19 protein-coding genes are annotated in these 25710 nt (G+C 67.2%); 4 read left to right on the top strand and 15 right to left on the bottom strand.

Annotation, left to right across the window (positions count from 1 at the left end):
* Positions 1–25 precede the first annotated feature (25 nt).
* Entirely contained in the window at positions 26–1372 is a 1347-nt protein-coding gene (locus I6N89_RS11185) for an efflux RND transporter periplasmic adaptor subunit (protein WP_207018531.1), read from the top strand.
* Entirely contained in the window at positions 1369–5064 is a 3696-nt protein-coding gene (locus I6N89_RS11180; RefSeq protein ID WP_207018530.1) for an efflux RND transporter permease subunit, read from the top strand. Before I6N89_RS11185 ends, I6N89_RS11180 begins: the two co-directional genes overlap by 4 nt.
* Before the next feature lie 85 nt (positions 5065–5149).
* On the opposite strand, the gene I6N89_RS11175 is transcribed toward I6N89_RS11180, so the two are convergent.
* From I6N89_RS11175 to I6N89_RS11125, 11 genes are all read right to left on the bottom strand, one after another.
* On the bottom strand, positions 5150–5950 hold the full coding sequence (locus I6N89_RS11175; protein WP_076703165.1) for an enoyl-CoA hydratase/isomerase family protein: 801 nt from the start codon (positions 5948–5950) through the stop codon (positions 5150–5152).
* 25 nt (positions 5951–5975) lie between these two features.
* Complete coding sequence (locus tag I6N89_RS11170; RefSeq protein ID WP_207018529.1) at positions 5976–7499, bottom strand: AMP-binding protein; 1524 nt, start codon at positions 7497–7499, stop codon at positions 5976–5978.
* Positions 7492–7998, bottom strand: coding sequence for a (2Fe-2S)-binding protein (locus I6N89_RS11165; RefSeq protein ID WP_207018528.1), 507 nt, complete (start codon positions 7996–7998; stop codon positions 7492–7494). The genes I6N89_RS11170 and I6N89_RS11165 overlap by 8 nt, the downstream gene beginning before the upstream one ends.
* A complete protein-coding gene (locus tag I6N89_RS11160; protein WP_207018527.1) occupies positions 7995–8825 on the bottom strand; it encodes an FAD binding domain-containing protein in 831 nt (276 codons plus the stop codon). Before I6N89_RS11160 ends, I6N89_RS11165 begins: the two co-directional genes overlap by 4 nt.
* Positions 8822–11749, bottom strand: coding sequence for a xanthine dehydrogenase family protein molybdopterin-binding subunit (locus I6N89_RS11155; RefSeq protein ID WP_207018526.1), 2928 nt, complete (start codon positions 11747–11749; stop codon positions 8822–8824). Before I6N89_RS11155 ends, I6N89_RS11160 begins: the two co-directional genes overlap by 4 nt.
* Positions 11750–11751: 2 nt before the next feature.
* A complete protein-coding gene (locus I6N89_RS11150) occupies positions 11752–13224 on the bottom strand; it encodes an aldehyde dehydrogenase family protein (RefSeq protein WP_236016566.1) in 1473 nt (490 codons plus the stop codon).
* The gene (locus I6N89_RS11145) at positions 13214–15118 is read right to left on the bottom strand and encodes a TRAP transporter permease (protein WP_207018524.1); all 1905 of its coding nucleotides are present in this window, start codon (positions 15116–15118) and stop codon (positions 13214–13216) included. Before I6N89_RS11145 ends, I6N89_RS11150 begins: the two co-directional genes overlap by 11 nt.
* Positions 15119–15178: 60 nt before the next feature.
* Complete coding sequence (locus tag I6N89_RS11140) at positions 15179–15418, bottom strand: hypothetical protein (RefSeq protein ID WP_207018523.1); 240 nt, start codon at positions 15416–15418, stop codon at positions 15179–15181.
* A gap of 79 nt (positions 15419–15497) precedes the next feature.
* A complete protein-coding gene (locus tag I6N89_RS11135; protein ID WP_207018522.1) occupies positions 15498–16502 on the bottom strand; it encodes a TAXI family TRAP transporter solute-binding subunit in 1005 nt (334 codons plus the stop codon).
* Positions 16503–16559: 57 nt separating this feature from the next.
* A complete protein-coding gene (locus I6N89_RS11130; protein ID WP_207018521.1) occupies positions 16560–17765 on the bottom strand; it encodes a mandelate racemase/muconate lactonizing enzyme family protein in 1206 nt (401 codons plus the stop codon).
* Positions 17758–19194, bottom strand: a complete 1437-nt coding sequence (locus I6N89_RS11125; protein ID WP_207018520.1) for a UbiD family decarboxylase — start codon at positions 19192–19194, stop codon at positions 17758–17760. The genes I6N89_RS11130 and I6N89_RS11125 overlap by 8 nt, the downstream gene beginning before the upstream one ends.
* Before the next feature lie 124 nt (positions 19195–19318).
* Between I6N89_RS11125 and I6N89_RS11120 the strand changes: the two genes are divergently transcribed.
* Entirely contained in the window at positions 19319–20251 is a 933-nt protein-coding gene (locus I6N89_RS11120) for a LysR family transcriptional regulator (protein WP_207018519.1), read from the top strand.
* Between the two features lie 84 nt (positions 20252–20335).
* A complete protein-coding gene (locus I6N89_RS11115; RefSeq protein ID WP_076703146.1) occupies positions 20336–20908 on the top strand; it encodes a UbiX family flavin prenyltransferase in 573 nt (190 codons plus the stop codon).
* Positions 20909–20914: 6 nt separating this feature from the next.
* On the opposite strand, the gene I6N89_RS11110 is transcribed toward I6N89_RS11115, so the two are convergent.
* From I6N89_RS11110 to I6N89_RS25750, 4 genes are all read right to left on the bottom strand, one after another.
* On the bottom strand, positions 20915–21436 hold the full coding sequence (locus tag I6N89_RS11110) for a TIGR02444 family protein (RefSeq protein ID WP_207018518.1): 522 nt from the start codon (positions 21434–21436) through the stop codon (positions 20915–20917).
* A complete protein-coding gene (locus I6N89_RS11105; RefSeq protein WP_207018517.1) occupies positions 21420–22631 on the bottom strand; it encodes an alpha-hydroxy acid oxidase in 1212 nt (403 codons plus the stop codon). The genes I6N89_RS11110 and I6N89_RS11105 overlap by 17 nt, the downstream gene beginning before the upstream one ends.
* Before the next feature lie 11 nt (positions 22632–22642).
* Positions 22643–24343, bottom strand: coding sequence for a thiamine pyrophosphate-requiring protein (locus I6N89_RS11100; protein WP_207018516.1), 1701 nt, complete (start codon positions 24341–24343; stop codon positions 22643–22645).
* Between the two features lie 496 nt (positions 24344–24839).
* Entirely contained in the window at positions 24840–25301 is a 462-nt protein-coding gene (locus tag I6N89_RS25750) for a YadA C-terminal domain-containing protein (RefSeq protein ID WP_207018515.1), read from the bottom strand.
* Positions 25302–25710: the final 409 nt, after the last annotated feature.

Below are 25710 nucleotides of genomic sequence, written 5' to 3'. Positions count from 1 at the left end.
CGGACAAGGTGGAAAGGCCCGGACGATGCGTATTATCTCGATCCTCACGGCCCTGCTGGTGATTGCCGCCCTTTACGGCGTGATCATGGAACGCGAGCGGCTGATCGGCTGGGCCGAGGCCATCGCGCCCGCCGGCGCGTCAAGTTCCAATGCGCCCGCCGGCGCGTCAAATTCCGATGCGACCGCTGATGCTTCCGATGCCGAGGAGGCAGCGCCCGCGATCGACGAAGCGGTCGCCGAGGAAGAAAAGCCCGACGGCGCGGTTTCCGTCATGGCGATGCGCTCCACCGCGCAGGAGATCGACGGCGCCGTGGTGCTGCGCGGCGAAACCCAGGCCTCGCGCGAGGTCGAGGTCATGGCCGAGACCGGCGGCCGGGTGATCTCCACGCCGCTTCCCAAGGGCAGCGCGGTCGAGGCGGGACAGGTGCTCTGCGAGCTCGACCCCGGCACCTCCGGCGCCTCGCTGGCCGAGGCCGAGGCGGCGCTGGCTGAAGCGCAAGCCCAGCGCCCCGAGGTCGAGGCCCGCGTGCCCGAGGCGCAGGCCGCGCTCGCCCAGGCCCAGGCACAGCTCGAAGAGGCGCAGATCAACCTCACCGCCGCCGAGGAGCTTTCCAAGAACGGCTACAGCTCGCGCACAGCACTGGCCTCCGCCCGCGCCGTCCAGCGCAGCGCCGAGGCCGGGGTGAGCAGCGCCGAGGCCGGGCTGAAAGCCGCCCGTGCCGGGCGCGACGGGCTGGAGGCGCGGATCGAAAGCGCCCGCGCCTCCGTCGCCCGCGCCGAGAGCACTGTCGCCGATCTCGCCATCGAGGCACCCTTTGCCGGGGTGCTGGAAAGCGACACCGCCGAGCTCGGCAGCCTGATGAGCGTCGGCACAAGCTGCGCCTCTGTGCTCCAGCTCGATCCTATCCGGCTGGTGGGCTACGTGCCCGAAACCGATGTGGCCCGCGTCAAAACCGGCGCCCGCGCCGGCGCACGGCTCACCGGCGAGCGCATGGTGACCGGCACCGTCAGCTTCGTCGCCCGCCGCGCCGACGAGACCACCCGCACCTTCCGCGTCGACATCACCCTGCCCAATCCCGATCTGGCGATCCGTGCCGGCCAGACCGCCGAGATCGGGATCGAGGCCGAGGGCGCCATGGCGCATCTGCTGCCCGCCTCGGCGCTTACCCTGAACGATGACGGCGCGCTCGGCATCCGTGCGGTCTCAGACGGGGGCACCGCGCGCTTCCTGCCGGTGGAGATCCTGCGCGACACCCGCGACGGGCTCTGGGTCGGCGGGCTGCCCGAGAGCGTCGACGTGATCACCGTGGGTCAGGAATACGTCACCGACGGCGTGCCCGTGGTGCCCAGCTTCGAGGAGGTGATCCAGTGACCGGCATTGTCGACTGGGCCGCCCGGCGCGCCCGCATGGTGCTGGCCTTCGTCTTCCTGTCGCTGGTGGCCGGTGCCTATGCCTATGTCACCCTGCCCAAGGAGGGCGAGCCGGATATCGAGATCCCGGCGCTCTTCGTCTCGGTGCCCTTCCCCGGCATCTCGGCGGAGGACAGCGAAAAGCTGCTGGTCAAGCCGATGGAGACCGAGCTTGCCGATCTCGACGGGCTCAAGACGCTCTCGGGCACCGCTGCCGAGGGCTATGCCGGCGTGGCGCTGGAATTCGAGTTCGGCTGGGACAAGACCGAGACCATGGCCGATGTGCGCGACGCCATGAACACCGCCGAGGCCGATTTCCCCGACGGCGCCGAGAAATACTCGATCAACGAGATCAATTTCTCGGAGTTCCCCATCCTCATCGTCTCGCTGACCGGCCCGGTGCCCGAGCGCACCATGGCACAGGTGGTCAAGGATCTTCAGGACCGGGTCGAATCGCTCGATTCGGTGCTTGAGGCGGGCATCGCCGGCAACCGCGACGAGATGCTCGAAGTCACTATCGACCCGCTACGGCTGGAAAGCTACAACGTCACCGCCAGCGAGCTGATCAATGTGGTGCAGAACAACAACCTGCTGGTCGCTGCCGGCGAGGTCGAAACCCGCAACGGCGCGTTTTCGGTCAAGATCCCGTCGAGCTTCGACGAGCCGCGCGATGTCTACAACCTGCCGGTCAAGGTGAATGGCGACCGGGTGGTAACGCTGGGCGATCTCGCCACGATCCACCTCACCTTCGAGGACCGTCAGGGCACTGCGCGCTTCAACGGCAACAGCACGGTTGCGCTCCAGGTGGTCAAGCGCAAGGGCTTCAACCTGATCGACACCACGGCGGCGGTGCGCGAGGTGGTGGATGCCGCGCAGGCCGACTGGCCGCCCGAGCTGCGCGCCTCGGTGACCGTCGCCGCCTCAAACGACCAGAGCGTGATCGTGGATTCCATGGTCAAACAGCTCGAAGGGTCGGTGCTGACCGCCATCGCGCTGGTGATGATCGTGGTGCTGGCCTCGCTCGGCACCCGCGCGGCGCTGCTGGTGGGTTTTGCCATCCCCACCTCCTTCCTGCTCTGCTTCCTGCTGCTCTGGGGCATGGGAATCACCGTGTCGAACATCGTGATGTTCGGGCTGATCCTGGCGGTGGGCATGCTGGTCGACGGCGCCATCGTGGTGGTGGAATATGCCGACAAGCGCATCGCCCAGGGCACCGGCCCGATGCACGCCTATGTCGAGGCCGCCAAGCGCATGTTCTGGCCGGTGGTCAGTTCCACCGCCACGACACTCTGCGCCTTCCTGCCGATGCTGTTCTGGCCCGGTGTCGCGGGGCAGTTCATGGGCATGCTGCCGGTGACGCTGATCTTCGTGCTCTCAGCCTCGCTGGTGGTGGCGCTGATCTATCTGCCGGTGATGGGCGGCGTCTCGGGGCGGTTTTCGCGTGTGCTGCACCATGCCTCGGAGAAGCTGCGCCGCGCCTGGCCAAGCTGGTGGGCGCGCGCCGCGCTGGTGCCGGTGGCGCTGCTCGGCATGTTCACCGGCGCGATGATGGTGCTGAACCCCGATTTCCTGTTCTACAGCCCGTTCTCCGGCTACGGCGCGCGCCTCCCCGGCGTCGCGGTGTTTGTCGCCTTCGCGGTGCTGGCCTCCGTCGCGCTCGACGCCGCGCGCCCCGAGCATGGCGCGACCCGCATCCGCGGCAGCTATCGCCGCACGCTTTTCGGGCGCGGCATCCAGCTCGTCGCGGGCAATCCGGTGATGCCGCTCGTCACCATCGGCGCGGTGGTGTTCTTCGTGGTCTCGGTCTTCGGCTATTACGGCGAGAACAACAACGGCACGCAGTTCTTCACCGAGAGCGAACCGGAACAGGCGCTGGTCTATGTCCGCGCGCGCGGCAATCTCTCGCTCGAGGAAAAGGACGCGCTGGTGCGCCGCGCCGAGCGCATCGTGCTTGCGCATCCCGGAATCGAGACCGCCTTTGCCTTTGCCGGCGATGGCGGGCTCAGTTCGAATACCGGCGGCGCCGAGGCGCCCAAGGACACGATCGGGCAGATCCAGCTGGAAATCGTGCGCTGGGAAGATCGCCGCGACCGGCCCGAGCTCGACGGCGATATCGTTCTGGCGGAGCTCACGGAGGCGATGCAGGCGATCCCCGGCATCGAGATCGAGATCATGGATCTCGCCATGGGGCCAGCCTCGGCCAAGCCGGTGCATCTGCGGCTGAAATCCGACGACTGGCAGGCCTTGCAGGACGCCACCGCCGAGGCCCGCGCCCAGTTCGACGCCCTGCCCGGGCTGCGGCTCGTCGAAGACACTCGCCCTCTGCCCGGCATCGACTGGCAGATCGACGTGGATGTGGAAAAAGCCGGGCGCTACGGTGCCGATGTGGCGACCGTGGGCGCCATGGTGCAGCTGGTGACCCGCGGGCTGACGCTCGACACGATGCGGGTGGACAGCTCCGACGAGGAGATCGACATCCGCGTGCGCCTGCCCGAAGAAGACCGCGTGCTCTCGACGCTGGACACGCTCAAGGTACGCACCAGCGACGGGTTGGTGCCGCTGTCGAATTTCATCACCCGCCAGCCGGTGGCGAAACTGGCCGAGATCGAACGCGTCGATCAAAAGCGCCATTTCGACATCCGGGCCGGCGTGCGAGACGGGCTGGTGAAGTTCACCGCCGATGGCGAGACGGTGGGCTATGGCAAAGAGGCCTCCGGCGGCGCGGTGGCGCTGCGCGGCAAGAGCTACGATGTGACCCTGCCCGGCACCGGCCAGAGCGCCGCCACGCTGGCAGAGCTGGCTGAAAACGGCGCGCTACACGCGGTGCAGGTCACGGCGAACGAACGGATCGCGGCGCTGACCGAGTGGCTGGAGACCGATCCCCTGCCCGCCGATGTCACCTGGGAATGGACCGGCGATCAGGAGGAAGAAGCCGACAGCCAGGCGTTTCTCGCGCAGGCGTTTTCCGCAGCCCTTGCGCTGATGTTCATCATCCTGCTGGCGCAGTTCAACAGCTTCTATAATTCGGTGCTGGTGTTGCTGGCGGTGGTGCTCTCGACCGCAGGGGTGTTCCTCGGCATGATCGTGATGGACCAGACCTTCTCTATCATCATGTCGGGCACAGGGGTGGTGGCGCTGGCCGGGATCGTGGTGAACAACAATATCGTGCTGATCGACACCTTCCAGGATTACGCCCGCTATATGCCGCGCATCGAGGCGATCATCCGCACCGCCGAGGACCGCATCCGCCCGGTACTGCTGACCACGATCACCACCATGGCGGGGCTGTTCCCGATGATGATCGGCCTGTCGCTGGATTTCTTCGGCGGCGGCTATGCCATCGACAGCCCGACCTCGCTCTGGTGGAAGCCGCTGGCCACGGCGGTGGTCTTCGGGCTCGGCATCGCCACGGTGCTGACGCTGGTCTTCACGCCGGCGATGCTGGCGCTGCGAGTGTGGTTCAACACCTATCTGATGTGGATCGCCCGGGCGCTGGCGGCGCTCTCCTTCGGGCGCGGCAGCCGCGCGGCGCGCGACTGGGCGCTGACGCGGGCGGCCCGCAAGGTGAAGGCGCCGGAAATCCTCTGGGATGACCTGCCGCCCGTCGCCAGCCCCGCCCCGGCCACGCGACCGCCGCTGAAAGCCGCCGAATAAGCGGAGGCCCCGGGGAAACCCCGCAGATCAAAAAGACAGGGGCGCCCGGAGGCGCCCCTGATTAGTGCCGCAAAGGCGGAAAAGCTCAGCTGCCCTGGAATTTCGGCGCGCGCTTTTCGTGGAAGGCAAGCACACCCTCGCGGAAATCGTCGGACTGGCGCAGGCGCGAGTAGTTGTAGCCCTCGACCTCGATGGCGGTCTGAAGGTGGCATTCCTCGGCCTGGTTCAGCATCTTCTTGGCGGTGCGCTGCGCCATCGGCGAGAAGGCCAGCAGCTCTTCGGCAAGCTTGTCGGTGGCCGCTTCGAGCTGGTCGTCCTCGTGGATCTCGGTGGCGATGCCCCAGTCATAGGCCTGCTGGCCGGAGATCCGGCGCGAGCGCATCACGATATCCTTGGTCCGGGTGATGCCGACGATCTTTTGCAGACGCGCCGAGCCGCCGGAGCCGGGGATCTGGCCCAGCTTCTGCTCGGGCAGCGCGTAGCGGGTGGTGGGCGTCACCAGGCGGAAATCGCAGGCCAGCGAGATCTCGAAACCGACGCCGAACGTGTAGCCGCGGTTGGCCACGATCACCGGCTTTTCGCAACGCGCGGGGGCGGCGATATTGTCGGCCAGTTTCGAGACATGCTCGGGGCTGGCTTCGAGGAAGCCGCGGATATAGCCGCCCGAGGAGAAATGCTCGCCGATGGCACGCAGCACGATCACGCGGACGCGCGGATCGGCGTCGAGCGCCTCGAAGGCGGCGCGCAGCTCGTCGCGCTGGCCCATCGAGATCGTGTTGTAATCGCCGCGGTCGAGGATGATGTCGCCGCGCTGGCGCGCCTCGTCCACCTCGACGGTGAAGCCGTCGAAACTCTGGCCGGAAAGATCGGTGAAATGCTTGGTCATAGTGGTCGCTCCTTGGTGTATGTGGTCAGACCGCCTGGGTTTCGGCGTCCGGCGTGGTTTCGGTGTATTCGCCCGCGATCAGCAGACGGCGCAGCAGCTTGCCGACGGGCGATTTCGGCAATTCCGTCACAAAGGTGATGCGGCGCGGGCGCTTATGCGCCGGCAGCCCGGCATGGCAATAGGCCTTGATCGTCTCGGCGGTGATACCGGGCGTCGGCACCACGAAGAGCGCCACGACCTGGCCCCAGCGCTCGTCCGGCAGGCCGACCACGGCGACATCGCCGATGCCGTCGAGCAGCGAGATATAGCTCTCGACCTCGACCGGCGAGACGTTCTCGCCACCGGTGATGATCATGTCGTCGGTGCGCCCGGTCACAAAGAGGTCGCCGTCTTCGTCGAAACGGCCCATGTCGCCGGTGAAATACCAGCCGCCATGCAGCGATTTCGCGTCGCCGTCGGGGCGTTTCCAATAGCCCTCGAAGGCCTCGTCGCCGGCCAGATCGGCGATGATCTCGCCCTCCTCACCCTGCGGGCAGAGCGCGTCAGGATCCTTGGCCGCCGGATCGACGATGCGGATGCGCTGATTCAGCGCCGCGCGCCCCGCCGAGCCGGGCTTGGACGGCGCGTTCTGGTGGATGGTGAAGGTATAGACCTCGGACGAGCCGTAGTGGTTCACGAACAGGTCCGGCTGGAAGGTCTCTTGCAGCCGCTTCAGCAGCCCGTCCGACATCGACGCGCCGGCAAAGCCCAAGAGCCGCACCGAGGCGATATCGGTCTGCGCCAGATCGGGCGCATCGAGCATAGCGTGATAGAGCGTCGGCACGAGGTAGAGACAGCTCACCTTTTCCGCCGCGATCAGCCGCAGCGCCTCGGCCACGTCGAAGCGGCGCAGGCAGATGAAGGTGCCACCGATGAGGCTCATGGCAAGCAGCGAGCGCACGCCCATCGTGTGATAGAGCGGCATCACGCCCAGCGTCACCTCGCCCTGGCGATAGGTGTTCTGCGCCACATGCGCCACCGCCGCCGCGCGCTCGGCCCGGTGCCGGCGCGGCACGCCCTTGGGCTTGCCGGTGGTGCCCGAGGTGTAGAGCATCAGCGAATAGTCTTCCGCCCCGATCACCGGTTTCGGCAGCGCGACCGTCGGCAAATCGGCGATCCCCAGCGCCTCGATATCGAAGCAGGGGATGCCCGCCGTCTGCGCGGCCTCTTGCGACACCTCGGACGAGACCGGCTCGCAAAGCAGCAACCTGGCCGCGCTGTCGCCCAGCACATAGCCCAGCTCTTCGGCGGTGGCGCGCCAGTTGATGGGCGTCACGATGGCGCCGGCGAACTGGCAGGCCCAGTGCAGCGTCGCCGCCTCCCAGGAGTTTTGCAGCGCGGTCACCACATGGTCGCCCATGCCGACGCCCTGCTCTGCCAGCCAGGCGGTCAGCGCGCCGACGCGCCCCGCCCAATCGGCATAGCTCAGCCGCGTGTCGCCATCGACAATGGCGATGCGGGCGGGGTCGCGCTCGACGCTGGCAAGAAAGCTGGTTGCGAGATCAAACATGGTCTCCTCCTCTGAGTTCCGCCGCGGCGTCGAGCGCGGCATCAATGATCGGGGCATAGCCGGTGCAGCGGCAGAGATGCCCGCCCACGACCTCTTCGATACGGGTGCGGTCGGCGTCCGGCTCGTCGCGCAGCAGCGTGTCGAGCGACATCAGGATCCCGGCGGTGCAGAAGCCGCATTGCAGAGCGTGGTGGCGGCGGAACGCGGCCTGAAGCACCGAGAGCCGGTCGGGCTGCGGGGCGAGCCCCTCGACCGTATCGACCTGCGCCCCCTCGGCCTGCATCGCCAGCATCAGGCAGGAGCGCGCCATGACGCCGTCCACCCGCACGGTGCAGGCGCCGCAGACGCCGTGTTCGCAGCCCACATGGGTGCCGGTGGCGCCAAGCTCGTGACGCAGGAAATCGCTCAGCAGCAGGCGCGGGCTGGCCCGGCCCTGGACCTCGCGCCCGTTCAGCGTGAGGCGGATGAGCGTGGTGTCGTCCTTGCTCAAAGTTGTCATGCCGTGATCTCCCTGCGTGCCGCCTCGATGGCCCGTCGCCCCAGCCCGCGCACCAGATCGCGGCGCATGCGCGCATCCGCGTGCACGTCATCGCGGGCGCCGAGCCCCCAGGCGCAGGCGTTCAGCGCATCGTCGAGCGCGCTGCCGTCGAGCGCGTCCCAGCGCGCGACCACGGGCGTGTCGCCGACCCCGCCGACACCGAATGTGATGCTGTCGGCGGTGACCTTCGCGGCGCAGGCCACCACGGCGAAATCGCCATGGCGACGGCCGTATTCGGCAAAGCCATAACCCTCGCCCGGTTTGGCACGCGGCAGGCGTAGCGCGGTCAGCATCTCGTCGTCGCGACGGTCGGTCATCATCATGCCGATATGGAACTCGCCGCTTGCCACCTTGCGCGACTTGCGCCGGTTCGACAGCACGACCTCGCCCCCCAGCACCGCGACGCAAAGCGGGATCTCGGCGGAGGGGTCGGCATGAGCGACCGAACCGCAGACGGTGCCCCGCGCGCGGGTCTGCGCATGGCCGACCCAGGGCAGCGCCTTGGCGAAAAGCGGCAACGCCTTTGCCAGTCCGTCCCAGCCCAGCAGCCGCGCCTGGGTCACGCCCGCCTCGATCTCGACGGCATCACCCGCCTCGCGGATCTGCGCGGCGCGGCTCAGCCTATAGGTGTCGACGATCACCGAGGGCGTCGCCAGCCGCATATTGAGCATCGGCAGCAGCGATTGCCCGCCCGCCAGAATGCGCGCCGCCTCGCCATGCTCAGAGAGCGCCGCCAGCGCGTCTTCGCGGGTCTCGGCGCGGATGTAATCGAAAGGAGCCGGTTTCATGAGCGCCTCCAGAACATGAGCCGGTCGAGCAACCCGGATTTCGCCGTGCCGCCACCGGTCTGCGCCGCGAGCGCGCGGAAGAACTGGCCGATCACCACCTTCGCGGCACCATCCAGCATCCGCCCGCCGACAGCGGCGACCTTGCCGCCCACCTGCGCCTCGTAATCGTAGCGCATCCGCGTGCCGCCCTCGGGCGTCTCTTCCAGCACCACCCGGCCCGAGCCCTCGCCCGAGCCAAGCGCGCCGCGCGCACCGCCCGAGAGCGTGGCGCTTTGCGGCTCGACCAGATCGGTGAGCTTCACATCGACGGTGTAGCGGCCTTTGACCGGGCCGACGCCCAGCGTGACATCGGCGCGGAAATGCGTGTCGGTGACCTTCTTCACCCCGTGACAGCCAGGCACGATGCGCTCCAGCGTCTCCGGGTCGAGCAGCGTGTCCCAGACGGTCTGGCGCGGCGCCGCGATCTCGACCTCGCCACTACCGGTGAGGCCCCGCCCGCCGGGGGCTGCGGCGGGTTTCACGCCTTCGGGCGCCGCCGGTTCCTCGCCCGCAAAATGCGCGCGCAGCCGGGCGGGCGTCATCGGCAGGGTCAGGATCTCCGCCCCCAAAGCATCAGAGGCGGCATTAGCGAGGCACGCCGGTGTGGACATGCAATTGCCCTCACCCACGCCCTTGGCGCCCAGCGGCGTGAAAGGCGACGGGGTTTCCAGATGGTGGATCTCGGGCGCCGGCACCTCGGTCGCGGTGGGTACGAGGTAATCGGCAAAAGTGCCGGTCAGAAAGGCCCCGCCCGCGTCATAGGCGTACTCCTCGTAAAGCGCCGCCCCGATGGCATTGGCATAGCCGCCCCGGATCTGCCCGTCGACCATGCCCTGATGCAGGATGCGCCCACAGTCATGCACGGTCACATAGCGGTCGATGCGCAGCGCGCCGGTGAGCCGGTCGATCTCGACACCGCAGAAATCGAAGATGAATCCGTGGCAGAGCGAGCTGTTCACCCGGTCGGCCTCGTCCGGTGCCTCAAGCTGCGGCGGCGTCCAGTAGACGGTTTCACGCAGCGCCTGTTCGGCGCCCTCGGGCACGGTGCCCGGCGCCCAGTGGCTGGTGGCCGCGAGCCGGGCAAAGGGGATGGGCTTGGCACCCTCTGCCGTCACCATGCCGCCCTCGAACTGCACCTCTTCCGCGCTCACACCCAGCATCGGCGCGGCGATGGCGGCGAGCCGGTCGCGCATGCGCGTCGCGGCCAGCTTGCCGGTGCCAGCAACGGCGGCGGCAAAGCGCGAGGAATAATTGCCCGAGGCGATGGACCAGGCGTCCTTGCCGGTGTCGAGATCGGTGCGCACCTGCACCGCCTCCGCCGGCAGGCCCAGCACCTTGCCCACGACACCGGCCAGCACCGTGCGGTGCCCCTGCCCCTGCGGCGCCGAGGCGACATGCACGCTGACCGAGCCCAGCGGATCGAGCGCCACGGTCGCCGTGGCCTGCGCGCCGTTCTTGGGGCCGGATTTCGCGCGTTCTTCCTTGGTCAGAACGGTGGAGACATAGCCCATGTTCGACACCGACGGCTCCACCGCCACCGCATAGCCGATGCCATAGAGCCGCCCCTCGGCCCGCGCGACATCGCGCCGCTCCAGCAGCTCGGCGAGCCGCGCGTCGGTGCGACCGATCTCCAGCGCTTTCTGGTAATCGCCGCTGTCATAGAGCGCACCCGAGGCGGTGCGGTAGGGAAAGGCCTCCGCCGGGATCAGGTTGCGTTCGATCACCTCCAGCGGGTCGAGCCCCAGCGTCACGGCGATCTTGCGCATCAGCCGTTCCAGCGCGAAATAGACCTGCGGCCCGCCAAAGCCGCGCACCAGCCCGGTCGGTGTCTTGTTGGTCACCACCACGCGGTTGCGGATGCTCAGATTCTGGATGTCATAGGCGCCGCACATATTGCCGTGCATCCGGTAAAGCGTCGCCGGCTCCGGCGCGCGGATATAGGCGCCCACGTCTTCGAGCTGATCCCAATCGAGCGCAGTGACCCGGCCCTCCGCGTCCACCGCCGCCGCCAGCGTCGTTTCGCGATTGGTCGCCGAAACGGAGGCAGTGAGATGCTCCAGCCGGTCCTCGACCCATTTCACCGGCGCACCGGCGACACGGGCGGCGACCGAGGCCAGCACGATATAGGGAAAGATCCCCTGCTTCACGCCATAGCTGCCGCCCGAAGACGGCGGCGTGCGCAGGCGCAGCCGGTTGCCCGGCACCTTGAGCGCGCGCGAGATCACCGAGTGGATCGAGAACGGCCCCTGAAAGTTTGCGGTGACGTCATAGGCCTCTTCGAACGGATCGTAAGCGGCGATGAGCCCGTAGCATTCGATGGGCGTCACGGCGTTGCGCGGATAGGAGACCGAGATCTCGACCCGGTGCGTCGCCTCTTCAAAGGCCGCCTCGGGATCGCCGTAGCGATAGCTGCGGTCCGAGACCAGATTACTGCCGACGCTCTCGTGCAGCACCGTCTCGTCCGCCAGCGCGTCGCGTGGCGCCACCACGGCGGGCAGCTTTTCATAGACCACGTCGATCAGCGCCAGCGCGTCCTCGGCGATGTAGCGCGAGCGCGCCACCACCAGCGCCACCGGTTCGCCGACATAGCGCACCCGGTCCTGGGCGATGGGCCAGCACTCCATGGGCAGGCGCACGCCGACCATCAAAGGCTTGGTCAGCGCCGCCACATCCGCGCCGGTCAGCACCGCCACGACACCGGGCAGCGCCTGCGCCGCCGCGATGTCGAGCGTGATCTTCGCATGCGCCTCGCCCGCGCGCAGGATCGCCAGATGCAGGCAATTGCCCGGCTCCGGCAGATCGTCGACGAACTGCGCGCGCCCGGTCAAAAGCGCCGCGTCCTCGACGCGCTCGGGCGAGCGGAAAGTATCTGGCCGTACCGTCATGCTCAGGCCGCCCCGATCACGCCCACGTCCTGATAGACATGCTTGAGTTCGCAGAAATCGAGCAGCGCGTCATAGCCGTGCAGCCGCCCCAGCCCCGAGCGGCGGTAGCCGCCGGTCTCGGCCTCGGCAAAGAGCTTGTTGTGATCGTTGATCCAGACCGTGCCGTTGCGCAGCGCGCGCGCCAGCCGCCAGGCGGTGTCGCTCTGCCGGGTCCAGACCGAGGCCGAGAGCCCGTAGACCGTGTTATTGGCCTTGGCGACCGCCTCGGCCTCGGAGCCGAAGGGCTCCATCACCAGCAGCGGGCCAAAGATTTCTTCCTGAACGAAACCGGCATTGTCGTCGCTGTGAGCGACCAGCGAGGGCGACATGAAGGCGCTTCCCTCCGGCCCCTCGCCCACCGCGCCGCGCAGGACGACCTCGTCGGCGGCATCGAAACTGGCCTCGATCTCGGTCCAGACCTTGTCGCGCGAACCGGCGTCGATCAGCGGGCCCATGGTGACGCCCGCGTCCAGACCGTTGCCGATTTTCGCGGCGGCAAGGGCGCCGGAAAGCGCCACCTTCATCTCGTCAAAGCGGCTTTCATGCACCAGCACGCGGCGCGCGGCGGTGCATTGCTGGCCCGAGATGATCAGCGCAGCACCCGCCAGTTTCGGCGCGATGGCGGCGACATCGGCGTCTTCCATCACCAGGCAGCAGGATTTCCCGCCAAGCTCCAGCGACAGCTTTTTCATCGTCGGCGCGGCGGCGGACATGATGCGCTGGCCCACGAGGTTGGAGCCGGTGAAGCTCACCACATCCACATCCTCGTGGGTGGTCATCAGCTCGGCGATCTCGTGGCCGGTCTCGAAGAGCAGGTTGACGGCGCCTGCCGGCACATCCGGATCGGCGATCAGCGGCGCCATGCAGCGCGCGGTGAAAAGCGCGGTCTGCGGCGCGGGCTTGGTGATCGTGGTGCAGCCCACCGCCAGCGCCGGGGCCAGCGAGCGGATCAGCAGCACGGCCGGCGCGTTCCACGGGATGATCAGCGAGGCGACACCCGCCGGTTCGCGCAGCATGACCGAGATCTCGCCCGGCGCCACTTCCAGCGCGTGGCCGGGGTTGTGGCGGGTGAGGCCGGCGTAATAGCGGATCTCGGAGACCGCGCCGCCGATCTCGCCACGGGCCTGCGCCAGCGGCTTGCCGTTGGTGCGGGTCAGCAGCTCGGCCAGGGCTTCGGTGTCGCGCTCCATGGCATCGGCCCAACGCAGCAGCACCATCTGGCGCTGGCGCGGCGACTGCGCCCAGAGCGTGGTGTCGAAGGCGCCGCGCGCGGCGGCAATCGCCGCCTCGGCCTCGGCCCGGCCGCCCGCCGGGAAGCGCCCGACGATTTCGCCGGTGGCGGGATTGACCGAAAGCGCCTCGTCCCCGGCATCGCAGGGCTGACCGGCGATGGAATGGGTGGCGGCGTAGCGGGGGTTGCTCAGATCATTCGGCAACTTGAAATCCTTCCTTCGAACGAGGGGTATCTTCGGACTTGGCACGGGGCTCGGCGGCATCCTCCGGGCGGCGAGATTGCAGCACCAGAAGCCCGGCAAAGACCGCGAGGCCGACGATATCCGTGATGAGGTCCGGCACGATCAGCATCACCGCAGAGGCGAAGGCGGCGAGACGCTCGATCCCCCGGCTGCGGCGCAGATGCATGCCCACCACAGAGCCCGCCAGCGCATAGACGCCCAGCATCGACGTGGCGGTGACCAGCATGATCTCGTACCACGCGCCATTCATCACCAGCGCCGGGTTGTAGACGAAGGCGAAGGGCACGATGAAGCCGGGCAGCGTGAGTTTGAACGCGGTGAGGCCGGTCTTGGTACTGTCGGTCTTGGCCAAAGCCGCCGCCGCGTAGGAGGCCAGCGCCACAGGTGGCGTGACGAAACTGAGCAGCGCGAAATACAGGATGAAGAGGTGGATCGAGAGGACGTAGATGCCGAGCTGCGACAGCGCCGGCGCCATCAGGATCGCCACCATGATATAGGCCGAGACCGTGGGCATCCCCATGCCGAGTATGATACAGGCGACCATCACCGCCAGCAGCGACAGCAGCATGGAGCCCTCGGCCAGCGACAGCACGAAGCCGGTGAATTTCAGCCCGATGCCGGTCTGCACGATGATGCCGATGATCAGACCGGCGGTGGCGCAGGGAATGGCCACGACGATGATCGCATAGGCCGACTGCTCCAGCCCCTTCAGCATCGAGCGCGGGCCGATGCGGGTTTCCTTGGTGATCAAGCTCGCGGCGATGGCGGTGACAAAGGCATAGATGGCCGACATCATCAGCGAGGAGCCGTTGACCATCATCCCCACCAGCACCACCAGCGGCGCGAGCAGGTGCAGGCGCTTGAAGATGCCCTTCTTGATATCCGGCAGCTCGGCCTTGGGAATGCCGCGCAGCCCGTCCTTCTTGGCGGTCAGGTCGACGGCGAAGAGGATCGAGAGATAGTAGAGCAGCGCCGGAATGGCCGCGCCGGCAAGGATCGTCACATAGTCGAGCCCTGTCAGCTCGACCATGACGAAGGCGGCGGCGCCCATGATCGGCGGCATGAGCTGCCCGCCGGTGGAGGACGCGGCCTCGACCGCGGCGGAGAAATGCGGCTTGTAGCCGAAGCGGCGCATCAGCGGAATGGTGAAGGTGCCGGTGCCGACCACGTTGGCGACCGCCGAGCCGTTGATCGAGCCCATCAGGCCCGAGGCGATGACCGCGCTTTTCGCGGGGCCGCCCCGTGTGCGGCCGGTCAGGGCAAAGGCCAGGTCGATAAAGAGCTGCCCGCCCCCCGAGAGCTCCAGGAAGGTCGCGAAGAGGATGAAGTAAAAGATATAGGAGACCACGGCGCCCATCGGGATGCCGAAGATGCCGTTATTGGAAAGCACCTCCACATCGACAAAGCGCGACATGTCCATGCCGGAATGGCCGATGGAAATCGGCAGCAGATGGCCGAAGAACCCGTAGGCCACAAAGATCCCCGCGATGACAAAGAGCCCCATCCCGGCCACCCGCCGCGTCGCCTCGAGCAGCGTCGCGAGCAGCGCCATGCCGGCGACCACATCCCATTGCGTCGGGCGGTCGACAAAGGCGATGCGCATCAGATAGCGCTCGTGATTGGCGGTGAGGTAGATCAGCCAGGCCAGCGTCACCGCGACCCAGGCCAGATCCATCGCCAGCCGCGCGGGGCTGCGCGCCTCCAGGCTGCGCCCGAAGACCAGCAGGCAGATCGCCCCGAGTATCAGGATGTAATGCATGTGCAGCGGCAGCGGCTGCAACACCACGCTGTAGAGTTGCAGCCCGGTGATCGCCAGGGCGATCGCGCGCGTTGCCGTGTTGAGTGCCTTGTCCATCGCGTTTCCTCCGGCCGCATCGGGGCGGCCACCCTGTCGCAAAATATGCGCGGCCTGCGGTCAGAGACCGGGGGCCTCGCGGTCCTCGCCTGCGGATCCGCTTTGCGGCGGCATGGCGCGCGCCGGGATCCTCGGGCGGAAATCGTCGGTCCGGACGCGGGCGCCGATGCGCCCGGGCGTCCCGCGCGGCGGCAGCGGGGCGCCCTGCCCCTCGCCCGCGCGCCTCGGGAGGACCACAAGGGAGGTCAGGGTCTTCGCCGGACAGACCGCCTGCGCGATATGCCGAACCTGACGTCTCATGTTGTCCTCCCCCTCGTGTCTTTCCCTGCTAGTGGCGGCGCCGAGTCTCCACGGCGCCGCCTGGCTCTTGCTGACCGGATCAGTTACCGGTGCCTGCCTCGTCGAAATAGCGCTTGGCGCCCGGGTGCAGCGGCACGTTGCCGTTGCGCAGCGCCTCGCCCGCCTTGGCCGGATCGAAGGCCGCCAGCGACGCATGCGCCTCGCGGATGCGGTCGGGGTTTTCGCAGACGCCCTTGACGATGGCATAGGCCACGTCATCCGACATGTTCGCGTTGGCGATGACGCCGGTCGGGTAACCCACCGAAGGAACGTCCTCGGTCACGCCCTCGAACTCGCCGGCTTCGACCGCCAGACCCGGCTGAAGGCCGTACTGGTCGGCCAGCGCCTGCATCTGCTCGTCGCCGAGCGCGATGAACTTCACCTTGCCACCAAGCGCCAGCTCCATCACGTCGGGCTGCTTGTAGCCGATATTGTGAATGAACACGTCGGCCTGACCGTCGCGCATCTGCTGCACCGCCACCGGCAGGTCGACATTCGACACACGACCGCCGGCCTTCTGCACGGCGTCGTAGTCGAGCCCGTAGGTTTCCAGCGCCATGCGCGCCAGTGCCTCGCCGGCGCCGCCGCGCTGCACCGTCACCAGACGGCCACCCTTTTCGCCAAGATCGGCGAGGCTCTCGATGCCGGAATCCTTGCGCACGACGATGCCCAGACGGTGCGGACGGTTCAGACCGCCGAAGAGCGAGCGGATGTTTTCGGCTTTCTCGTTGAACACGACCTTGCCGTTATAGGCCCAGTTCGACAGCGCCGAGAAGCTGAGGCCCATATCGGCCTCGCCGCGGTTGACGAGGATCGGGTTGCCGACGCCACCCTGATAGGGCAGCACTTCGACGCGCGAGCCTTCGGGCAGGTTCTCCTGCGCCAGCTCGGCGATCGCGGTTGCATAGATATACCAGCTGCCGCCCACGTTGAACGAGGCCATCTTGAGGCTCACGGGCGATTGCGCGCGCAGCGGCACCCCGGCAAGGCTGCCTGCAACGACAGCTGCGCCACCGGCGATGAGCGATCTGCGATTGAGTTTCATCTGGTTTCCTCCCTGATGTTCCGAACGAAAAGCCGGTCCGGTATCGGCGTGGTGCCCTCAGTCCCTGCGATATGCGGAACCGGGGATCGGTGGATGCTCCCTTAGGAAGTCTTGGTTAACCTCGACTCCCAACCCGGGGGTTTCGGCGGCACGGACACAGCCGTCCGATCCGATCTGCGGGGCCCCGCGCACGAGATCGTCGCGCAGGGGGTTGTAACGTGAGACATCGGCCTCGAGCCAGCCGCCACCCTCGATGGCGCTGAGGAAATGCAGCGTGGCCGCGGCATTGAGCGCGGTCATCGAGGCGTGCGGGTGAATGTCGAGCCCGTTGGCCAGCGCCATGCCGGCGATGCGCAGCCCCTCGGTGATGCCGCCGGCCTTGGACAGGTCCGGCTGGATCTCGGTCACCGCACCTGCCGCAATGAGCTGGGCGAAGTCCTGGCGGGTAAAGAGGTTCTCCCCCGCCGCGAGCGGCACCGTGGCATAGACGGCAGCATCGGCGTAGCGACGCATTTCCTGCGGCATGAAGGGCTCTTCGAGCCAGCGGATATCGAGCTCCGACAGATGCGGCATCATCCGCAGCGCGTCACGCGGGCTATAGAGCGAATTGGCATCGCTGAGGATCGACACATCCGGGCCAAGCGCCGTGCGCAGGGCTCTCAGCCGCGCGACATCGCGCTCGACGCTGTCGCCGATGCGCTGTTTCACCGCGCGAAAGCCCCGCGCCACCAGCCCGCGTGCTTCCTCGGCCAGCGCCTCAGGCGCGTCCCATCCGAGAGCGACGCCGCCGGCATAGGCGGCGACCGGCTTCGGCGCGCCGCCGAGCAGCCGGCAGAGCGGCCAGCCCACGGCGCGGGCGCGCAGATCCCAGAGCGCCATATCGATGCCCGAGATCGCCAGCGCCGCGGCGCCGGAGCTGCCCTGCGTCAGTTGCAGCGCCCGCGCCATATGGCGGTTCAGCGCAACCACATCGCCGCCGTCCTGCCCGACAAGCCCCTCGGCGAGGGTATCGTTGACCATGGCCGCAATGGCTGTGGGGGCGCGGCCGTGATGCGCTTCGCCCCAGCCGGTCAGCCCCTCGGTGCTGCGCACACGGACCACAACGGCGTCACGCTTGATCGTGCGCCCGACGCCGAGCCGCACCTGCGCATGCTCGGGCAGCGGCACCGAGACCGCATAGGCGGTCACATCGGCGATCCGCAGCGCGCCGCGCGGCGCCTCGTGCAGGCGCTCCTTATGCTCCGCTGAGAGGAGCTCAGTCATCGCAGACGTCCCAGTCGGGGCTGGCGGTATCGAGCACGGCGTCGAGGTCGATCTCGGCCTCGCCCGGCACGCTGATACGCTTGAAGCGGAATTCCGGCGCATCGAGCGGCACGGTCGCGTCCATGCCCATCTTGGCGCCGTAGCCTTCATCGGTGGATGGGTCGAGCTTGGAGCCCTGGGTTCCGCCGATCACAACGAGATCGCGGTCGGCCTGGAAGCGCGTGGCAACGGCCCATTCGACCATCTCGGCATCGAAGATATCGACATCCTCGTTCACCACGACCACATGCTTGATGTCGTAATGCGCGGCAAAGGCGGCCATGATCACGTTCTTGGCCTCGCCCGGCTGACGCGGCGCCATCTGCACATAGAGGTGATACCGGCAGGTGCCGCCGGGGGCGAGATGCACGTTCTTCACGCTCGGGAACATCGCCTGCATGGTGTTGAGGATCGTCGCCTCGCGCGGGATGCCGCCAAGGATCAGATGCTCCAGCCCGCCGCCCACGATGGTGTGGAAAAGCGGCTGCTTGCGGGTGGTCACCGCGTCGATCTCGATCACATGGCGGTCGGCGCGCGGGCCGTAATATTGCGGGAACTCGCCGAACGGGCCTTCGGGGCGCATGGTATTGGCAAGCAGCCGGCCCTCGATGACAATCTCCGACTGCGCCGGCACAAAGATATCCTTGCCGACACAGCGCACCACGTCGAGCGGCGCCCCGCCGAGCGCGCCGGCGATCTCAAGCTCGTCCACGTCGATGGGCACGATGGCCTGCGAGGCGAGCAGGCAGGCCGGCGAGGCGCCGATCACCACGGCAACCTCGAGATCCTTGCCCGCCGCCTCGGCGGTGCTGAAATAGTTCAGCGTGTGGCGCGGCAGCAGCAGCGCCCCCAGCTCGCGCGGACCGGAAACCTGAAGCCGGTGGATCGAAACGTTCTGGATGCCCGTCGCAGGATCCTTGCAGATCATCAGCCCGGCGGTGATGTAGGCACCGCTGTCATGCTCGTTATGGGTGGGAATCGGCAGCAGGCGCATCAGGTCGATATCATCGCCTTCATAGACCTTGTCCTGACAGCGGGCCTTTGCGACCTCGCGGCAGGGTAGCGGCTGCGATGCGGCTTTCTGAAACTCGGTGAGCAGCGCGTCGGATTCGATGCCAAGCGCCTCGGCCATCCATTCACGGCGCGACAGCAGACCGGAAATAACCGTCCCGGACTCGTTGCCCTCTGGCGCCGGCGCAACCAGCGCCTTGTGACCGTCGAGCCGGTTGGCCAGCCCCGCCACACCGAATCGCAGCGGCATTCCCGGCTTGGCCGTAGCCAGGCGGTCGCTGGCATGGAGACGGATCAGCCAGTCGCGCAAATCCATGTCCCGACGGGGCCGAGATGCGGCCGCGGCTTTCACGCCGCGCTGTTCTTCGAAAGCGTTCATGCTGGTCCTCCCGTTGCGGTGGACAGTAAGAAGGCCGGGTATTACTTTCCATTAACATCGAATGATTAAAGGTATAGGGCTTTGCTATGGGGCGGCACAGAGGCCGCCCGCCACGGAGGAACCGATGGAACTGCGGCAGCTGCAATATTTCACGGCGATCTATGAGGAAGGCTCGGTCACCCGGGCCTCGCAGCGGCTCAATGTCGTGCAGCCGGCGATCAGCCAGCAGATTTCCAAGCTCGAGGAAGAGCTGGGGCGGCAACTCTTCAGCCGCACCCCAAAGGGCATGGTGCCGACGGAGCACGGCGCCGAGGCCTATCAGCTCTTCAGCGGCATTCTGCGCGACCTGCGCTCCGCCTGTCAGCAGCTCGAGGAGGATGACGGTCAGGTCCGCGGCACGGTGACCCTCGGGGTCGTCACCTCGGTGGCCAACAACGCGCTCGTCGATACGCTGCTGGGCTTTCACAAGAAATATCCCGATGTCCATGTGCGCGCGACGGGCGGCTATACCGGCGAGCTGAGCGACATGCTGCGTGGCGGGCAGCTCGATCTCATCATCATCAATGTGCCGCCGCAGGCACGCACGCCGGAGATGACCGATATCATCTGCGAGGATCTGGTGCTCATCGGCGCGGCGGGCACGCCGCTGCCCCTGCCCGAGCCCGTCGACTATGCGCGCATCAACGATGTGAAGCTCGTGATCCCCTCGGCCCGTCACGGGCTGCGCACGATTCTCGACCGCGCCGCCTCGTCCGTCGGGGTGAACCTGGCGCCGCAGATGGAATTCGACGACCTCAAACCCATCGAGGATTTCGTGATGAATTCCGAGTTCTTCACCATCCTGCCGCCGCTCGCGGTCAGCCGGGCGCTGCGCTCCGGCCAGTTGAAAGCCTACCGGATCACCCCGGCGATCCCGCGCCGTCTGGTCTGCATCACCGCGCCGGACCGGCCACTGTCGCGCGCGGCCACGCTGCTGGTCGACGAGCTGCGCGAGCGGATGATCGACTTTTCCTATGATGTATCTGTTTCCCTTGAGGACAAAGACGCTCCGGCATAGCGGATTGCGATACCCCCCATCGCGTCAAAGATCTTGTTTTCCGCATGCCGCGCTTGGCACTCTGCGGCCCGGGAGGACCACGTCATGGCACGAAACAACCGGCTGATCGTCGGCATTTCCGGCGCTTCGGGCGTCATTTACGGAATCCGGCTGTTGCAGATGCTGCGCGATCTGCCCATCGAGAGCCATCTCGTCATGTCGCGGTCCGCCGAGATCACCGTCGCGCATGAAACCGACTGGAAGATCGCCGATATCCGCGCGCTCGCCGACCGCTGGTACAAGCAGGAGGATATCGGCGCCTCGATCTCCAGCGGCTCGTTTCACACGCTGGGCATGGTAGTGGCGCCGTGTTCGGTGCGCTCCGCCTCCGAGATTGCCAATGGCGTGACCTCCACCCTGCTCACCCGCGCCGCCGATGTGGTGCTGAAGGAGCGCCGCCGTCTGGTGCTGATGCTGCGCGAGACGCCGCTGCATCTGGGCCATCTGCGCACGCTGACCACGCTGGCCGAGATCGGCGCCATCATCGCACCGCCGGTGCCCGCCTTCTACGCCAAGCCCGAGACGCTGGACGACATGATCGGCCACACGCTGGGCCGGGTGATGGACATGTTCGATATCGAGACGGGCACCGTCAAACGCTGGAAAGACGACGCCTGAGCGGCCTTACAGGCAGAGCGCCACCAGCTTGTCGCGTGGCTCCGCCGCGCCTTTTCCCTTGGGCGCCAGCGCCGCGAAGGTGTCGAGATTGGCCGTCATCGCGGCGGCCCGGTCGGGTTCCGCCTCGATCAGCGCCGGTTCTGCCACCAACAGCCCCTCGTAGAGCGCAAAGAGCATGTCCTGCTCCAGCCGCTCGGCCTCGATCTCCCATTTCTGGATGCCGGCGCGCAGGGTTTCGCGCGGCGCATCGGGGCAGACCTGCCAGCCCTTGAGCCGCCGCCGCACCGCGCGCAGCGGGCGCACGATCTCCGCATGCCAGGCGGCGACCGCCTCGGCGCAGCGCCCGGCCCCTGCCCCGGTGATGCACCAGCCCTCGGAGCCCAGCCAAAGCCCGAAGAGCAGCAGGTTCACATCGGCTCCGGTCTCCTCCTGGATCTCCAGACAGAGCGGCGGCACCCCCGACCGCCCGTAGCGGTCGAGGGAAAAGCGCCAGAACGGATGCGCGTCGGGGTCAGGCTGAATAGGCATCGCGGTGCCGGATCGTCACATTGGGCAGGTCCGAGACGCTCCACGCCCCCGACTGCGCCATGGTGACGGCGAATTCCTCGCGGATCAAGCCGGCGAAATGGCTGCCGCCATCGTCCCCCAGCGCCGCCAGCGCATAGAGGAAGGCGCGACCGCAGAACGCAGCCTCCGCCCCCAGCGCCAGCGCCCGCGCCACGTCGAGCCCCGAGCGCACGCCGCTGTCGAAAAGCAGCGTGGCCTTGCCATCCACCTTGTCGCGGATGATCGGCAGCACGTCGGCCGGGCTCGGCGCCGCATCGGACTGGCGCCCGCCATGATTCGACACCAGAATGCCGTCGACCCCGGCGTCCACCGCCGAGACCGCATCGTCGGGATGCAGCACGCCCTTGACGATCAGCGCCCCGTCCCAGACCCGGCGCATGCGGGCGATCTCGTCCCAGGAGAAGCTGCCCACCAGTTCCTTCTGCACAAAGCCCGCCACCCGGTCGAGCGTCGGCTTGCCGTCGACATAACGGTCGATATTGGCGAATTTCGGCGCCCCGTGACGCAGCAGCGCCATGCTCCAGGCGGGGGCTGTGGCCACTTCCCAGACGGTGCGCGGGGTGGGCCGGAACGGCACCACCAGCCGGTTGTTGAGATCGCGCGGGCGCTTGGCGCGCACCGGCGCGTCGAGCGTGGCGACAATCGCTGTCACCCCCGCCGCCCTGGCGCGGGCGATCATGTCGAAGGTCACCTTGTGGTCGTCGCGCGGGAAGCCGTAAAGCTGCAACCAGGTGTTGCCGCCGGCGACCGAGGCCACCTCTTCCATGGTGGAATTGGCCAGCGTGCCGGTGATGTAGGGAATATCCCCGTCCTTCGCCGCGCGCGCCAGCGACATGGTGGCGCCGGGCCAGATCAGCGCATCCATACCCGTGGGCGCGATGCCGATGGGCGCGCTGTAACTGCGCCCAAAGAGCGTGGCGGCGGGATCGGCCTTGCGCAGATCGCCATAGCGCGGAACGATCTCGATGGCGTCGAGCGCGCGGCGGTTGACCTCGACACCCCAGTCAGCGCCGGTGCCGCCCTGCACGAAATCGAAGGCGAATTTGGGAACGCGCCGGCGGGCGCGGTCCTCAAGGAATTCATAGGTGGGCGCGGCATAGGTCATCTGCGCCGCGCGCCCGCTGCGCGACCCGGGGCCCCAGGCGGATTTGGCCATGCTCGCCCCCGTCAGTAGTCGCAGATGACGTTGACCAGCGCCTGACGGCCGGCCCGCGTCGCGGCAAGCGCCTCTTCCAGCGCCGGTCGCAGCTCGGCCACGCTCTCGACCCGCAGGCCCAGACCCTCGGCGCCGGCAAGGCTCTCAAAGGCCGGTGCCGGGCTCAGATCGGCCAGCATCCGCCCGCCCCCGCGCGAGGAATGCCCCTCGGGGTACATCGCCAGCGTCGAGTTGCGCACCGCACCATGCAGCGCGTTGTTGAAGATCACCGTCAGCACCGGCAGCCCCTGCGCCTGCGCCACCCAGTGGCTGGCGGTGGGGTTGGTGAAGATATAGGCGCCGTCGCCCATGGTGCAGATCACGTCACGCTCGGGCTGCGCCAGCTTGATCCCCAGCGCGGCACCGAGGCCCCAGCCAAGGCCGCCCGCAGGCGACAGGCCGAAATAGCTGCCCGGCTCGGTGCGCTGGCAATGCTCGACCCTGAGCGGGTATTCGTTGACGATGGCCGCTTCCGGCGCAGCGATCTCGCCGATCACCCGGCTGATATATTCCGGCGTCAGCGCCTCTTTCGGCTCGCCCTTGGCGCGGGTGGAGGCGCGGTCTTCGGCGATCCTGGCCGTAAGCGCCTCGCGGCGTGCCTCGCCCTTGGGCAGCGACGGGCCGAGGATGTCGAGCAGCCCCTCCAGCACATCCGCCGGGCGCCCGGCGAGCGACATGTCGGAGCGGAAGCTGCGCATCGGGTAGCGGGCGAAGACCGGGTCTTCGCCCACATGCACGATCTTCGCGTCGGCGCGCGGCTCGGCAAGCTGCGGCACCCAGGGCACATCGCAATCCAGCACCAGGATGAAATCCGCCTCGCGCACCCAGGGCATGGGATCGTGACCCGCCTCGAACGGGTGTTCGGTGGAGATAGAAACAAAGCGCTGGTGATAGCTGGTCACCGGCACTGCGTAGCGCTCTGCGAACTCGGAGAGTGCATGGAAGGCCGCCGCATCGCGCCCGGCATTGGCCGTGACGATCAGCGGCTTCTCCGCCTCGCGCAGCCAGCCGGCGATTTCCTCGATCCGCTCGCGCGGCACCACGGGGGCGGAGACCGGCGGGCGCGGCGGGATCTGCTCCTCGCTGCGCGCATCCTCGGCGGCGATCACGTCGCGCGGCAGGGTCAGGTAGACCGGCCCCTTGGGCGTGGATTCGGCGATCTCCAGCGCGCGGTTCACCACGTCGCGCACCTGGTCGGCGAGGTGCAGCTCGTAATCCCACTTCACCGCCTCGCGCAGCATGCCGGCCTGGTCGAACATCTCCTGTGCCCAATGGATATAGCGCGTGCGGGTGCCGTGATGGCCCTTTTCGGAGAACGGCGAGCGCCCGGCCATCAGCAGCATCGGAACCTGTTCGCGGCTCGCATCCAGCACCGCGTTGATCGTATTGGCGGTGCCCACGTTCACATGCACCATGACCGCCTGCATCCGCCCGGTGGCGAGATAGACGCCATGCGCCATGGCTACGGCGGTGTTCTCATGCGGCACGACCACGGGCTTCGGCAGCGCCCGCCCGTCGACCTCCGCCTTGCAATAGGCTTCGACAATGGGAGGAAAATCGGTGCCGCCATTGGCGAAGAGAAAGTCGATCCCGGCGGTTTGCAGCTGCGTCAGCAGCGTGTCGGCGGCCGAGGACGTCGCCGTCTGCACCGCGTCCGTCAGATGTTGATTCATGGGATAGTCCTCCTTGGGCGCAAGTGTCGGCCCAAGGCGCCTCCGGTTCAAATAGGAAGTGCTTCAGCAGCCCATAGCGATTCACGATAGCATTGCGGCGATGGGCATAGCGGCAGCGTAATGCTTGCGGAAACGGAGCTGGACCGGCGCGGGTTTGGCAGCGTCTGGAGTTCAGTATCTACGCCACCCGGGTTTCAGTTTCCGAATCTTCGTAGAAGTTTGCGGCTGCCTTCGTTTGGCGGCAGGTTTCCGGTGGGCTCGAGTGGCCGGCGGATGTTAACCCATTCCAGCATAGCGCAACCGACCGCTTCGACGCACCTACACGGACGGCGCCGGCGAATGGCCTCTGCCCGGAACAAGCCGTTGCTCCCCTTTGCCAGCGGGATGTTGATACCCCTGGCCGGCGCGGCGACCGCATCGAGAGGCCGTGCCCGTTTCCTAAGGGCTCAACGGTCCTGAGCTAGGCGCAACCGGTTCACGAACTTTCTACCGGGAACTACCAGGACCATCCGAGCCCGGCCCCGACTCCGTTATTGAAACGATCCGTGGTCATGCCACCATTCAAAACCATATTGTTCTGCAATCGAACCGACCCGCCGATCGCAAAGGCGGATTCACCGTTATAGAGCCCGCTGCCAAAGCCGAAGGAATAGGTGTCGCCGGCACCGACACTGGGAATCTGGGACATCGCGAAGGCGCTCGCGATCCCGGCGGCGCTTTCCTCCTTCAGGCTTTCGAGCCCGGAGACCGCGCTGTTCAGCTGCCCCACCGTCGCAGCATCCGAGTCCTCGACACCGGGCGAAAGATTTTGAAACCTGCCGGGGCCGTCACCCCGCCTCTTGTAAACGCCGCCCCCTGCCGAATTGGTGCTGAGGCAATAACCTGAACCGCACAGGCCCTGAGAAAAAACCGGAGTGGCAGTTGGCAGAAGAAGAATGGCTGCAAGAACGTATTTCACCGAATCACCTCTCATCGACCCAAGAATCCTGAAGCGATTAGACGCGGAGCAAGCCGTCAAAGCTATGCTCTGATGAAATGACTGGACTTTGCTGCGACAGTTTTACCACCATCGCGAGCGTTCCGCAGCAAGATAACAACCCCACAGGGATGTTGGTCTGCCCCATCGTGGCCCGGCTTGATTGTTAGCCCAGCCTGGCTCAGAGCCTCCGGCAAACCCGGTGCTGAGTTTGGACTCTGTGTTCGCTATTTCCGAAGTTTGGACTCATTTTGGAACGCAAAAAGGCGCCCTTTGGGCGCTTTTTTTGTGTTTTTGGTATTTGAACGTATTGAGAGATGATTTTGGTATTTACTAGGTTTGGCGGTGACCTACTCTCCCACGACTTGAGTCGCAGTACCATTGGCGCAAC

Origin of the sequence: Salipiger abyssi (assembly GCF_017311415.1) — a bacterium.
GTDB classification, from domain to species: Bacteria; Pseudomonadota; Alphaproteobacteria; order Rhodobacterales; family Rhodobacteraceae; genus Salipiger; species Salipiger abyssi_A.
This window is presented reverse-complemented; position numbering and strand designations above follow the sequence as displayed.